This is a genomic window from Streptococcus sp. WB01_FAA12 (assembly GCF_012843315.1).
GTDB lineage: Bacteria > Bacillota > Bacilli > Lactobacillales > Streptococcaceae > Streptococcus.
Genome location: NZ_JABAEX010000001.1, coordinates 150,689 through 162,876 on the forward strand (window position 1 = coordinate 150,689; position 12,188 = coordinate 162,876).

Genomic DNA, 12,188 nt, shown 5'->3' on the forward strand with positions numbered 1-12,188 from the left:
ATGAAAAAATGGTTACTTTTAATTTTCTGTATTATAAATATTGTCCCTTTATTCTTTATTCTACGTTTTGCCTTCCTTATCTTTACAACAACTTATGATATTTTTCCTGAAGCAAATCAAGCGGAAGTAGAGACAGCAGTAAGAAGAACCCTTGATTTGTATGGTTTTAAAGGAGATATGAAGGTTACGAAGTTTTCTAGAGATAAATGGACTTCTGAAAAATACAAAATTGAATACGATTATAGTGAAGAGGTTGATGGAAGTAGAGTCACTGTGAGTCATGCCTTGTTTTATCGTCCAAAGTCCTCAAAATACAATCCCCAAAAGACTGATGAAGAACTAGCCTATGATGGGACTACGAAAACCATGTTACAAGAATTTTCAGACATGGCTCATAAACTACTCAACCAGCATCCTGTCAGTGTTTCTAACAAAGAAAAGGTAGAGAGTTTTTTTAAGCAATATGAAAATCCAAATCTAGAATATGTGAACAGTTACTGGAGTGTCGATACTGAATCTGAAAATATCCAAGACTATTATGCCCTCATTGAAAAGAACCGTAAGGAAGGAAAAGCTTTTCAAGGTTTGTATGATATTCCTATTGATGAATTCTTGGAAAAAGAAATGATTAAAGGATACATCATCTATCGCGATACTGTTTTAGAAGAGGGTGAGAAAGATTATTTTGATAGTGAAGGCGGACTGACAGGATTTATTTCAAATGGGATAGATAATGCCGAGTTGCCAGATGCCTTTTATGAGGTTTCTTACTACTATGGTGCTAAAGGATATCGTTCAGGTAGTAGTGTTTCTTTAAAAGTTCAAAACCATAAGATGCTCTATTATGGAAGTAATTTTAACTAAAAATTTTATATGTAATAATTTGTGTTAAAATAATAGACGAGATAATTTAAAAGTGATGGATATTAGTCATTAGTTAGTAGTTTGAATTTAAAGGAGAAATAAATAGTGAAAAAATCGAGTACTTTTAACAAGCTTATTTATACTGTCCTATATTCCTTACTGATAGCATTTGTTATCGCTCATTTCATATTATGGTCATTTGGTTTATCATTTACTCCGATTATTTGGAATATTTGGATCTTTCTTCTAATTTTTACTCTATTTATTCGCTTTTTGAAGTCCTTTGCAATTCTTGATCTTCTATTTGGGATATTTGGACTGAAATTTATTCCCATAGCGTGGAATACAAGGCTTTTTGTTCCAATTATCCTCTCTATTTCGCATATTTTTATTTACTTTTTAAAGGGGAAATATCGCTTCCTTGAAGGAGTGCGCAGTGCGATTTGTAGTTTTTATATTTGGTTATTTGTAATTGTCGTCTTCGCTTTTATTCCAAATCCTCCTGTTCCAATCACTATTGATTATGAAGTTAGGGAACAAGAAATTGTCATAACAAAAGGATATTTGCTTCATGATGTATACTATTATCATGAGCTGATTAATCCCTTTATCATGAAATCTGACATCAAGTCTGAAAAAATTCTATAATAAATTAGAAAGTGAGTAAATTTATGTCCCGTGCCCAAGCAACTATTTTAACCAACATCTGTCTAATCGAAGATCTAGAAAATAAGCGAGTAGTCATGCAATATCGCTCTCCTGAAGAGAATCGCTGGTCTGGTTATGCCTTTCCTGGAGGTCATGTTGAGAATGGCGAGGCTTTTGCCGAGTCAGTTATCCGTGAAATCTACGAAGAAACAGGTCTGACCATTCAGAATCCCCAACTGGTTGGTATTAAAAATTGGCCTCTAGATACAGGTGAACGCTACATCGTCTTTTGTTACAAAGCGACAGAGTTTACTGGAAATCTCCAATCTTCAGAAGAAGGAGAAGTATCTTGGGTGAAAAAAGACCAGATTCCAAACTTGGATCTGGCCTATGATATGTTACCTTTGATGGAGATGATGGAAGCTCCGGACAAGTCTGAATTTTTCTACCCTCGCCGTACAGAGGACGGCTGGGAGAAAGAAATTTTCTAGTCTTTTACTAAATAACCTAATTGATCCAAGGCCTCCTCGATATAGTGGAGGTCTTGTTGTGTCTCAGCTTCAACAAGGTGATAATGAATGCCATCTGTCAATTCAGAAAGTGGTCTAAAGTCAGAATTTTCAACTTGTTCCAGAAAGTGCTGGACATCTCGACGACAGGTGAGTTTGAGCAGAGTTTCAATTTCACCATAAACGGGATGATCGATTAAGATATTTTGAACGCGTCCGCCATTATCTACAATAGCTAGAAGTTCCTGCCCAATTTCTTCCAGTTCATGTTTCACTTTAAAGAGTTTGTGAACGTAAGGACTGGCATTGTTTTCTTTATAGATATAGCCACGATTGGTGGATAGGATAGGAGCACCATCGGCTCTCAAGATGGCAATATCTTGGACGATAATTTGGCGCGTGACATGAAAGTGTTCAGCCAAGGTCTGACCATTGAGAGCTTTTGGTGACTCTTTTAAAAGTTTGAGAAGAGCTTGTTTGCGATCTTTTGTCATAGCTTTTCCTTTTAGCGACGTTTTCGAAGCACTTTATAGACAGCTAGTGCTAATGTATAGTCTACCATACTATGAACGATTGTACCAAAACCAACTAGGACAAAGAGAACATAAAACATATTTTCAACATTTGTACCTGAAGTAGCATAGAAGATGATACAAGCTACCACCTCAGCAATAGCATGAACAACACCCAAAACAAAGTTAAAAATCCAAGATGCCTTTGGTTTATCCAAGGTTTCAGGGAATTTTTTTAAGTAAAATGCTCCCAAAATACCAAAAACGATGTGAGAAAAGGCGCGCAGGACGATAACCATGGGATAGCCTGCCATCAGGAAGCCAAGACTAGAAGCGATGATCACAAAACCAGCCATCAAGGGTGATAGGAACATGGCGATAAAGATGGCGATATGACTTCCCAAGGTATAAGAAGCGGGTGGGATGACGATTTTAAAAGGCATAATGATTGGAATCAAAATCGCGATTGCTGTGAGTAGGGCAGTCATCGTCATAAACTGCGTTTTTTTCCGTATATCCATAAGAACCTCCATTTAACTGTATATACACAAGTATAGTACAATAAATAGATAGACATGTCAAGAATTTATTTTGATTTTATTGAAAATTTTCAAAAGTATAGGTGGTAGATTCAAAGGATTTTCATATATTTTCAAAATTTTGAACTAATGACTCTTTGATAAATAACCATTTATGAGTAGAAGATGAGCCTTTACTGGTGAAAACTAAAACTCCACCTTCAGGACGAAAGTGGAATTATGTTTATTTCTTCAAGGTTTCGAGACGTGGGACAATTGCTACTGTGAGAACTGCAGAGATGAGGAGTTCAGCAATTGAGTTTGTAGAGATAACCGTTGCCAGGAGTTTTTGGATATTTCCATTGAAGACATTTCCAAAAAGTAAGAAGATTCCCCCAAGTACAAAGACGGTGTTGGTAAGTGAACCGAGAGCTCCGGCAATGATGAGACCCGTTCTGTTTTTCAATAATTTATAAACTAAATAAGGTGTCAGACCAATCAAAATGCGAGGTAGAATGGCGATCATTGCGGAATAGATGTTTCCGTTTGGTACAAAAGGTGAGAATAGATAGCTGGTTGGAAGGATGGTAATCGTGTTAACCGTCAAGCTAAGTAGCCCCATCAAGAAACCAAGTGTAACACCAACTCGTGGGCCGTAAATAATACTTGCAATAATAACAGGAATATGCACGATAGTTGGTTTGATTGGAAATGGGAAAAGATTAAATAGGAGAGAGCTCAAAAAGTGGATAACGAGCATAACTGCAAAAAAGATAGCAATTGGAGCAATGTTAGAGCGTTTGTTCATCGAGGGTTTCCTTTATTCTTTCTAAAATAGTATTCAGGTCAGCTAGGGCGCCTTTGCCGTGATCGCCACAGGCTAGTAGAGATTCCTTTGGAGAGATAATCTGATAACCATAGGTCTCTAATGTTTTTAGATTAGCCTGAGTTGCCGGATGGTCATACATTTTTGTGTTCATGGCTGGTGCGACTAACTTTTTGACATGGTCTGGCAGGGCAAGAGCTATACTCGTAACCATGTTATCCGCAAAACCATGTGCTAGTTTGGCAATGGTATTAGCGGTAGCAGGGACGACGATAAAAAGGTCGGTTTCTTTGCCTCTTTCAATATGATTGACTTGATCAGGATAGGGTTCCTGCATGACATCAAGGTGAACAGGATTTTGTGAGAGTACCTGTAGTGTCAAAGGCTGGATAAACTCTCTCGCCGCCTCGGTCATTAAGACAGTGACATTATGGCCTTGTTTTTTTAAAGAACTGACGAGATCAGCTGCTTTATAGGAGGCGATGGAACCTGTCACTGCGATTAGAATGTTTGCCATGGCTTTCCTTTCTAAGAATCGTATGCTTGAATTTTTTCAAGAAGGAGGCTTGCAATTTCCTCTTTGGTTTGAACAGTTTGAAGATGCTCTTTCTCAACAAAGATTGCCCGATGCTGATTTGCTGAAATTTGAGTAAGGTCATTTGCAATGATCAAGTCTGCTCGGTTCTTGATAAGACTCTGTCTAGCAATTTCTATGAGATAATCCTCAGAGACATCAACTAGCAGTTTGAAACCAATCAGATGAATAGCTGGATTCCATTCCTTGACTAGAGAGATGATTTTAGGTGTTTTTTTCAGGAATAAAACCTGAACCTCATCAGTTGAAGAAATCTTAGTCTGATGATTCTGCTTGTTTAAAAATTCTTCTAGATTAGAGCTAGCCTGTACTTCCTCAAGCCCCGTCATATAAACAGGTGTGTAGTCTGATACAGCCATTGAGTGGACTAAGACCTGATATTCCTTAACACGTTCTTGCATAACAACTAGAAGGTCGTTGGTATTGTCAATTTCTCGAATGCTTAGGTTGGGATGAGTTTCTGGCTTCACAGCTCGTTTTGTCGTTATCAAACAAACTTCGTGTCCCGCAGCAAGCAAGGTTTCTGTGATGGTTTTCCCCAAGCGACCTGTGGAATGGTTCGTAATAGAGCGGACGCTATCGATAGCTTCACTCGTACCGCCCGACGTAACTAAAATTTTCATAGGACTATTGTACACAAAAATAAACAGTAAGTAAAATGAAAGCGATAAATTTTTTCTAAAACGAAGGAATACTATAGTCTAAAACTATAAAAGCATATAAAATTTTAAAAAGCGCTATTGTAACCCCTGAAATATTGATATTTACGAACGTTTTAAGAGTTTAAGGGTGTTAAAAATCTTGTTTTGTGTTATAATGAATTATCACATTAGAGATTAGAGGAGTTTGTTATGAAAACAGATATTGAAATCGCGCAGAGTATTGAGTTAAAGCCAATCGTGGATGTTGTGGAAAAGCTTGGTATTTCTTACGACGATTTGGAGTTGTATGGAAAGTACAAGGCTAAGCTAAGCTTCGATAAAATTCGTGCAGTTGAGAGCAATCCAGTTGGTAAATTAATCTTGGTAACTGCCATCAACCCAACGCCTGCAGGTGAAGGGAAATCAACCATTACCATTGGTCTTGCAGACGCCTTGAACAAGATTGGTAAGAAAACCATGATTGCCATTCGCGAACCGTCACTTGGTCCAGTCATGGGGATCAAGGGGGGGGCAGCCGGTGGTGGTTATGCCCAAGTGTTGCCAATGGAGGACATCAACCTTCACTTTACTGGGGATATGCATGCCATTACAACTGCCAACAATGCTCTTTCTGCCTTGATTGACAATCACCTGCACCAAGGAAATGAGTTGGGAATTGACCAACGTCGTATCCTTTGGAAACGTGTTGTGGACTTGAATGACCGCGCTCTTCGTCATGTGACCGTTGGACTTGGTGGTCCTCTAAACGGTATTCCACGTGAGGACGGTTTTGATATTACAGTTGCTTCTGAAATCATGGCCATTCTTTGCTTGGCGACTGATATTGAAGATTTGAAACGTCGTTTAGCTAATATCGTTATCGGTTATCGCTATGACCGTACACCAGTTTCTGTAGGTGATTTGCAGGTTGAGGGTGCTTTGGCTTTGATCTTGAAGGATGCTATTAAGCCGAACTTGGTTCAGACAATTTACGGTACACCTGCCTTTGTACACGGTGGTCCATTTGCCAACATTGCTCATGGATGTAACTCTGTTTTGGCAACAAGTACAGCCCTTCGCTTGGCTGACTATACTGTTACTGAAGCTGGTTTTGGTGCAGACCTTGGCGCTGAGAAATTCCTTGATATCAAGACACCAAACTTGCCAACTTCTCCAGATGCGGTAGTCATCGTTGCAACCCTTCGTGCCCTTAAGATGAATGGTGGTGTAGCTAAAGACGCTTTGACAGAGGAAAATGTGGAGGCAGTTCGTGCAGGTTTTGCTAACTTGAAACGCCACGTTGAGAACATCCGTAAGTTCGGTATTCCAGCAGTCGTAGCTATCAATGAATTTGTAACTGATACAGAAGCTGAAATTGCAGCCTTGAAAGAACTCTGTGCCTCAATTGATGTACCAGTTGAGTTGGCTAGTGTCTGGGCTGATGGTGCAGAAGGTGGAGTAGCACTTGCCGAAACGCTTGTCAAGACTATCGCAGAAAATCCATCAAACTACAAACGTCTTTATGACAATGACCTTTCTGTCCAAGAAAAGATTGAAAAGATTGTTACTGAAATCTACCGTGGTAGCAAAGTAAACTTTGAGAAGAAAGCTCAAACGCAAATCGCTCAAATCGTTCAGAATGGTTGGGACAAATTGCCAATCTGTATGGCTAAAACTCAGTATAGTTTCTCAGACAACCCAAATGCACTTGGAGCACCTGAAAACTTTGAAATTACCATTCGTGAGTTGGTACCAAAATTGGGTGCAGGTTTTATCGTTGCCCTAACAGGTGATGTTATGACCATGCCAGGTCTTCCAAAACGACCAGCGGCTCTCAATATGGATGTTGAAAGTGATGGAACTGTTCTAGGATTGTTCTAATAGTTTAATTGAAGTCAAATGAGTTTGGAAAAGCTATCCAAGCTCATTTTCTTGTCTAGATATGAGGCGTTGTCTTCAGCTGAGGAGAGAATCGCTTTCTAGACGTAACTAGTCTAGGAAAAGATATTTTCTCTGATTTCTGATATAATAGAAACATTGACTTCAAGAGTAAGGAAGAGAAAATGAACGCATTATTGAATGGAATGAATGACCGTCAGGCTGAAGCTGTACAAACAACAGAAGGACCCTTGTTAATCATGGCTGGGGCTGGTTCTGGAAAGACCCGAGTTTTGACCCATCGTATCGCCTACTTGATTGATGAAAAGATGGTCAATCCTTGGAATATCTTGGCCATTACCTTTACCAACAAGGCAGCGCGTGAGATGAAGGAGCGTGCTTATGGGCTCAATCCAGCAACTCAGGACTGTCTGATTGCGACCTTTCACTCCATGTGTGTTCGTATTCTGCGTCGCGATGCGGATCATATTGGCTACAATCGTAATTTTACTATTGTAGATCCTGGTGAACAACGTACCCTTATGAAACGCATTCTCAAGCAGTTGAATTTGGATCCGAAAAAATGGAATGAACGAACCATTTTGGGAACTATTTCCAATGCCAAGAATGATTTGATCGATGATGTGGCTTATGCTGCCCAAGCGGGCGATATGTACACGCAAATCGTGGCACAGTGTTATACAGCCTATCAAAAAGAACTTCGTCAGTCTGAGTCTGTTGACTTTGATGATTTAATCATGTTGACCCTGCGTCTCTTTGATCAAAATCCTGATGTCTTGACCTACTACCAGCAGAAATTCCAATACATCCACGTCGATGAGTACCAAGATACCAACCATGCCCAGTACCAATTGGTCAAACTCTTGGCTTCTCGCTTTAAAAACATCTGTGTAGTTGGAGATGCAGATCAGTCCATCTACGGTTGGCGTGGTGCTGATATGCAGAATATCTTGGATTTTGAGAAAGATTATCCTCAAGCCAAGGTTGTTTTGTTGGAAGAAAATTACCGTTCAACCAAAACCATTCTCCAAGCGGCCAATGATGTTATTAAAAATAATAAAAATCGTCGTCCTAAGAATCTCTGGACCCAGAATGCTGATGGGGAACAGATTATTTACTATCGTGCAAATGACGAGCAAGACGAGGCTGTTTTTGTAGCAAAAACCATCGATGAACTTGGTCGCACTCAAAACTTCCTCCACAAGGATTTTGCAGTTCTTTATCGGACTAATGCGCAATCCCGTACCATTGAGGAAGCCCTGCTCAAGTCAAACATACCTTATACTATGGTTGGTGGTACCAAGTTCTACAGCCGTAAGGAAATTCGCGATATTATTGCTTATCTTAACCTCATTGCAAATTTGAGTGACAATATCAGTTTTGAACGTATTATCAACGAGCCTAAACGTGGAATTGGGCCAGGTACTGTTGAGAAAATTCGCGACTTTGCTAATATGCAAGACATGTCCATGCTAGACGCTTCAGCAAATATTATGTTGTCTGACATCAAAGGAAAGGCAGCCCAGTCTATCTGGGATTTTGCCAATATGATACTTGATTTGCGGGAGCAACTGGACCAATTAACCATTACAGAGTTGGTTGAGGCGGTTCTAGAAAAAACAGGCTATATCGATATTCTTAATGCCCAAGCGACCTTGGAAAGCAAGGCTCGGGTTGAAAATATCGAGGAATTCCTTTCTGTTACCAAGAACTTTGATGACAATCCTGATGGTCAAGAAGAAGAAACTGGTTTGGACAAACTCAGTCGTTTCTTGAATGACTTGGCTTTGATTGCAGATACAGATTCAGGTAGCCAGGAAACATCTGAGGTGACCTTAATGACTCTGCATGCTGCCAAAGGTCTTGAGTTCCCAGTTGTCTTTATCATTGGAATGGAGGAAAATGTCTTTCCGCTTAGTCGTGCAGCTGAAGATCCAGATGAGCTAGAAGAAGAACGCCGTTTGGCCTATGTAGGTATTACGCGCGCAGAAAAAATCCTCTATCTGACCAATGCCAACTCGCGCTTGCTTTTTGGTCGTACCAATTATAATCGTCCAACACGTTTCATCAATGAAATCAGTTCGGACCTGCTTGAGTATCAGGGCTTGGCTCGACCAGCGAATACTAGCTTTAAGGCTTCTTATAGCAGTGGTGGGATTGCTTTCGGTCAAGGAATGAGTTTGGCTCAGGCGCTTCAAGAACGGAAACGCAATGCCGCACCAAGCTCTATCCAGTCAAGTGGTCTCCCATTTGGACAGTATGCAGCAGGAAATAAAAAAGAGTCAAGCGATACCAACTGGTCTATTGGAGATATTGCACTTCACAAGAAATGGGGAGAGGGAACGGTCCTTGAAGTCTCTGGTAGCGGTGCTACTCAGGAACTAAAAATCAATTTCCCAGAAGTGGGTCTGAAAAAACTTCTAGCCAGTGTAGCCCCAATTGAGAAAAAAATCTAATTTTCCATCCTTCTCACGAATAATAAAGTGAGGAGGATTTTTATGTACAGTATTTCATTCCAAGAAGATTCACTCTTGCCGAGAGAAAGATTGGTTAGAGAAGGAGTAGAAGCCCTGAGCAATCAAGAATTGTTAGCGATTCTGCTCAGAACCGGAACGCGTCAAGCTAATGTTTTTGAAATCGCTCAGAAAGTCTTGAATAGTCTTAACGGTCTAACTGATTTGAAAAAAATGACCCTGCAGGAATTGCAGAGTCTGTCAGGCATTGGACGGATTAAAGCCATTGAATTACAAGCGGTGATTGAACTGGGACATCGTATTCACAAACATGAAACTCTTGAGATGGAAAGTATTCTCAGTAGTCAAAAGCTAGCCAAGAAAATGCAACAGGAACTTGGCGACAAGAAACAAGAGCACCTAGTGGCGCTCTATCTCAATACTCAAAATCAAATCATTCATCAGCAGACCATCTTTATCGGATCTGCGACACGCAGTATTGCTGAACCGAGAGAAATCCTTCACTATGCTTTGAAGCATATGGCAACCTCGGTGATTCTCGTTCACAATCATCCATCTGGTGCTGTATCTCCTAGTCGAAATGACGACCATGTCACTAAGCTAGTCAAGGAAGCCTGTGAACTGATGGGAATAGTTTTCTTGGACCACCTGATTGTCTCTCATTCTGATTACTTTAGTTACCGTGAAAAGACGGATCTGATTTAAAGTTCGTTTACAACATAGTCAAATAGCGTTTTATCCTTGGGGCGATTTTCAAAGAGAAATTCTGGATGCCATTGGACACCGAGATAAGGGGAGCCGTCCGTAGTTGTCACAGCCTCAATGATTCCATCTTTAGGATCATAAGCCACAACCTTAAGATTAGGAGCTAGATCTTTAATACTCTGGTGGTGGAAGGAGTTGATATGAGAGATTTCTCCATAGATCTCTCGGAGAATTGTATCAGGCTCAGTCACGAGGCGTTGGGTTGTGTATTCGGCTGAACAGTCCTGCCAATGATCCTCAATATCTTGGTGAAGTGTGCCTCCCATAGCGACGTTGAAGAGCTGGGTACCCCGACAAACAGAGAAAATTGGTTTCTTCTGTTTGATGGCTTCTCTGATAAGAGCTAATTCAAACTGGTCTCTTTGAAGATGGTAGTCATCGCTGTCAATGGTTTTAGGTTCACCATAGAATTTTGGATCAACATTTTGCCCACCCGTAAGGATGAGTTTGTCAATCATAGCGACGTAATGGCTTGCCATTTCTTGATCACCAATCGGTAGGATGATGGGAATTCCGCCAGCGTCCTTGACTCCTTCAACAAAACCTTTTGCCGCATAGCTCATCATGACATCATCATCTGGATGAGCTTTTTCATTTCCTGTAATCCCAATAACTGGTTTTTTCATAAATGCTTTCGCTTTCTAATCCTCTTTACGCATAAAATAGAGGAGAGTTTGGAGTTCGCTTGTCAAATCAACATACTGAACGACCACATCTTTTGGAAGGTGAAGGTGGACGGGCGAAAAACTGAGAATACCTTTTATACCTGCATCGACCAAAAGATTGGCAACTTCTTGTGATTTAATACTTGGAACAGTTAGGATAGCAGTTTTGATATCTGCTTCTTTGATCTTTTCTTTAATCTGAGAGATGCCATAGATTGGAATCCCGTCAGGTGTCTGGGTGCCAACTTCTGGATGGTCATCTAGGTCAAAGGCCATGATAATCTTCATCTTGTTGCGCTCATGGAATCGGTAGTGGAGAAGGGCATGCCCCATATTTCCAATCCCAACCAACATAACATTAGTAATCGAGTTATCATTTAGGAGATCAGCAAAAAAATTCATCAATTTTTTAACATCATAACCAAATCCACGACGACCTAGTTCACCAAAATAGGAAAAATCTCGCCGAACGGTCGCAGAATCGATACCGATAGCTTCTGCAATTTGTTTGGAGTTAGCACGTTCAATTTTTTCTGCATGAAATCTCTTGAAAATTCGATAGTAAAGAGAGAGTCTTTTTGCTGTTGCTTTTGGAATAGCAGACTGTTTATCTTTCACAAAATCACAACCTTTCTATTCTTCTATTTTATAGAAACATTGTGAAAAAATCAACAAAAACAAGAAAAAACTAAGAGAATTCTTAGTTTTAATCTGAAAAATTAGTTTGTGATAAAAAACGGTAGAGATTGCCAACTAATCCTTGATAAATCACTTTATCATTCAGTGTTAAGGAGCTGATTAGGAGAGTGTCCGGTAGGGTCACACAGCCCGATAGAGATAACATGAGTTCTTCGTAATCGGCAAATTCAAGTGTACGTTCTACTTGGTAGCTATCTTTATAAGTCAAATGAAACATAGCCAATCATCTCTCTTCTTTTGTGAAGATTCCGCGTTCTACAAGACTGTCCATGAGGAAGTAGAATTTCTCTTGGTGGATATGGTGTTCTTCAGATTTAAAGATATTGACCAAACGAAGACCAGATTTGTCAGTGATGTTAAGCTTGGCTCCAGTAAGTTCCTTGTTAATGATAATTTTTAGTTGGAAACCTTCACCGCTGTTGGGAACTTTTTCAAGTAGACGAGTCAGTTCGTAGTTTCCGACTTTTGTTTCAAAGAAAGTATTGTCTTTTAGTGTAAACTTTTTTACAGATGGACTAAGTGTATAGTCGTAGCGGCAGTTTTGTAGTTTAATGGTTTTTTCGAATGCCATTA

Annotated in this window: 15 protein-coding genes; 6 read left to right on the forward strand and 9 right to left on the reverse strand. The window is 39.9% G+C overall.

Annotated elements, in window-relative coordinates; genetic code table 11:
* From HF881_RS00740 to HF881_RS00750, 3 genes are all read left to right on the forward strand, one after another.
* A complete protein-coding gene (locus HF881_RS00740) occupies nt 1-864 on the forward strand; it encodes a hypothetical protein (RefSeq protein WP_125847412.1) in 864 nt (287 codons plus the stop codon).
* A gap of 105 nt (nt 865-969) precedes the next feature.
* Nucleotides 970-1,512 (forward strand): hypothetical protein, encoded by a 543-nt coding sequence (locus tag HF881_RS00745; protein ID WP_125847414.1) that lies wholly within the window; start codon nt 970-972, stop codon nt 1,510-1,512.
* A 23-nt stretch (nt 1,513-1,535) separates the two neighbouring features.
* A complete protein-coding gene (locus HF881_RS00750; RefSeq protein WP_169446043.1) occupies nt 1,536-2,003 on the forward strand; it encodes an 8-oxo-dGTP diphosphatase in 468 nt (155 codons plus the stop codon).
* On the opposite strand, the gene HF881_RS00755 is transcribed toward HF881_RS00750, so the two are convergent.
* The 5 genes from HF881_RS00755 to coaB all read right to left on the reverse strand — a co-directional run bounded on the left by HF881_RS00755 (nt 2,000) and on the right by coaB (nt 5,095).
* A complete protein-coding gene (locus HF881_RS00755) occupies nt 2,000-2,515 on the reverse strand; it encodes a transcription repressor NadR (RefSeq protein WP_125399343.1) in 516 nt (171 codons plus the stop codon). The two genes, HF881_RS00750 and HF881_RS00755, sit on opposite strands and share 4 nt — an antisense overlap.
* A gap of 11 nt (nt 2,516-2,526) precedes the next feature.
* On the reverse strand, nt 2,527-3,054 hold the full coding sequence (locus tag HF881_RS00760; RefSeq protein ID WP_125847418.1) for an ECF transporter S component: 528 nt from the start codon (nt 3,052-3,054) through the stop codon (nt 2,527-2,529).
* 241 nt (nt 3,055-3,295) lie between these two features.
* Nucleotides 3,296-3,859 carry an ECF transporter S component gene (locus HF881_RS00765; RefSeq protein WP_125847420.1) on the reverse strand — a complete coding sequence of 188 codons (564 nt, stop codon included), beginning with the start codon at nt 3,857-3,859 and terminating at the stop codon, nt 3,296-3,298.
* On the reverse strand, nt 3,843-4,394 hold the full coding sequence (gene coaC, locus HF881_RS00770; RefSeq protein WP_001274053.1) for a phosphopantothenoylcysteine decarboxylase: 552 nt from the start codon (nt 4,392-4,394) through the stop codon (nt 3,843-3,845). The genes HF881_RS00765 and coaC overlap by 17 nt, the downstream gene beginning before the upstream one ends.
* Nucleotides 4,395-4,405: 11 nt before the next feature.
* Nucleotides 4,406-5,095: a phosphopantothenate--cysteine ligase gene (gene coaB / locus HF881_RS00775; RefSeq protein WP_125847422.1), complete on the reverse strand. Its 690-nt coding sequence runs from the start codon at nt 5,093-5,095 to the stop codon at nt 4,406-4,408.
* Nucleotides 5,096-5,323: 228 nt separating this feature from the next.
* Between coaB and HF881_RS00780 the strand changes: the two genes are divergently transcribed.
* The 3 genes from HF881_RS00780 to radC all read left to right on the forward strand — a co-directional run bounded on the left by HF881_RS00780 (nt 5,324) and on the right by radC (nt 10,191).
* Nucleotides 5,324-6,994: a formate--tetrahydrofolate ligase gene (locus tag HF881_RS00780; RefSeq protein WP_169446044.1), complete on the forward strand. Its 1,671-nt coding sequence runs from the start codon at nt 5,324-5,326 to the stop codon at nt 6,992-6,994.
* A gap of 182 nt (nt 6,995-7,176) precedes the next feature.
* Complete coding sequence (gene pcrA / locus HF881_RS00785; protein ID WP_169446045.1) at nt 7,177-9,468, forward strand: DNA helicase PcrA; 2,292 nt, start codon at nt 7,177-7,179, stop codon at nt 9,466-9,468.
* A gap of 42 nt (nt 9,469-9,510) precedes the next feature.
* A complete protein-coding gene (gene radC, locus HF881_RS00790) occupies nt 9,511-10,191 on the forward strand; it encodes a DNA repair protein RadC (RefSeq protein WP_132973319.1) in 681 nt (226 codons plus the stop codon).
* On the opposite strand, the gene HF881_RS00795 is transcribed toward radC, so the two are convergent.
* The 4 genes from HF881_RS00795 to HF881_RS00810 form a co-directional block, all read right to left on the reverse strand.
* The gene (locus HF881_RS00795; protein WP_169446046.1) at nt 10,188-10,877 is read right to left on the reverse strand and encodes a gamma-glutamyl-gamma-aminobutyrate hydrolase family protein; all 690 of its coding nucleotides are present in this window, start codon (nt 10,875-10,877) and stop codon (nt 10,188-10,190) included. The two genes, radC and HF881_RS00795, sit on opposite strands and share 4 nt — an antisense overlap.
* A gap of 15 nt (nt 10,878-10,892) precedes the next feature.
* Complete coding sequence (locus tag HF881_RS00800; protein WP_169446047.1) at nt 10,893-11,534, reverse strand: redox-sensing transcriptional repressor Rex; 642 nt, start codon at nt 11,532-11,534, stop codon at nt 10,893-10,895.
* A gap of 88 nt (nt 11,535-11,622) precedes the next feature.
* A complete protein-coding gene (locus HF881_RS00805; protein ID WP_169446048.1) occupies nt 11,623-11,832 on the reverse strand; it encodes a DUF4649 family protein in 210 nt (69 codons plus the stop codon).
* A gap of 6 nt (nt 11,833-11,838) precedes the next feature.
* Entirely contained in the window at nt 11,839-12,186 is a 348-nt protein-coding gene (locus tag HF881_RS00810) for a DUF1831 domain-containing protein (protein ID WP_169446049.1), read from the reverse strand.
* Between the last annotated feature and the right edge of the window lie 2 nt (nt 12,187-12,188).

Coding starts and splice junctions, on each gene's coding strand:
- HF881_RS00740 (WP_125847412.1), top strand. CDS start 1: ATGAAAAAATGGTTACTTTTAATTTTCTGTATTATAAATATTGTCCCT.
- HF881_RS00750 (WP_169446043.1), top strand. CDS start 1,536: ATGTCCCGTGCCCAAGCAACTATTTTAACCAACATCTGTCTAATCGAA.
- HF881_RS00755 (WP_125399343.1), bottom strand. CDS start 2,515: ATGACAAAAGATCGCAAACAAGCTCTTCTCAAACTTTTAAAAGAGTCA.
- HF881_RS00760 (WP_125847418.1), bottom strand. CDS start 3,054: ATGGATATACGGAAAAAAACGCAGTTTATGACGATGACTGCCCTACTC.
- HF881_RS00765 (WP_125847420.1), bottom strand. CDS start 3,859: ATGAACAAACGCTCTAACATTGCTCCAATTGCTATCTTTTTTGCAGTT.
- coaC (WP_001274053.1), bottom strand. CDS start 4,394: ATGGCAAACATTCTAATCGCAGTGACAGGTTCCATCGCCTCCTATAAA.
- coaB (WP_125847422.1), bottom strand. CDS start 5,095: ATGAAAATTTTAGTTACGTCGGGCGGTACGAGTGAAGCTATCGATAGC.
- HF881_RS00780 (WP_169446044.1), top strand. CDS start 5,324: ATGAAAACAGATATTGAAATCGCGCAGAGTATTGAGTTAAAGCCAATC.
- pcrA (WP_169446045.1), top strand. CDS start 7,177: ATGAACGCATTATTGAATGGAATGAATGACCGTCAGGCTGAAGCTGTA.
- radC (WP_132973319.1), top strand. CDS start 9,511: ATGTACAGTATTTCATTCCAAGAAGATTCACTCTTGCCGAGAGAAAGA.
- HF881_RS00795 (WP_169446046.1), bottom strand. CDS start 10,877: ATGAAAAAACCAGTTATTGGGATTACAGGAAATGAAAAAGCTCATCCA.
- HF881_RS00805 (WP_169446048.1), bottom strand. CDS start 11,832: ATGTTTCATTTGACTTATAAAGATAGCTACCAAGTAGAACGTACACTT.
- HF881_RS00810 (WP_169446049.1), bottom strand. CDS start 12,186: ATGGCATTCGAAAAAACCATTAAACTACAAAACTGCCGCTACGACTAT.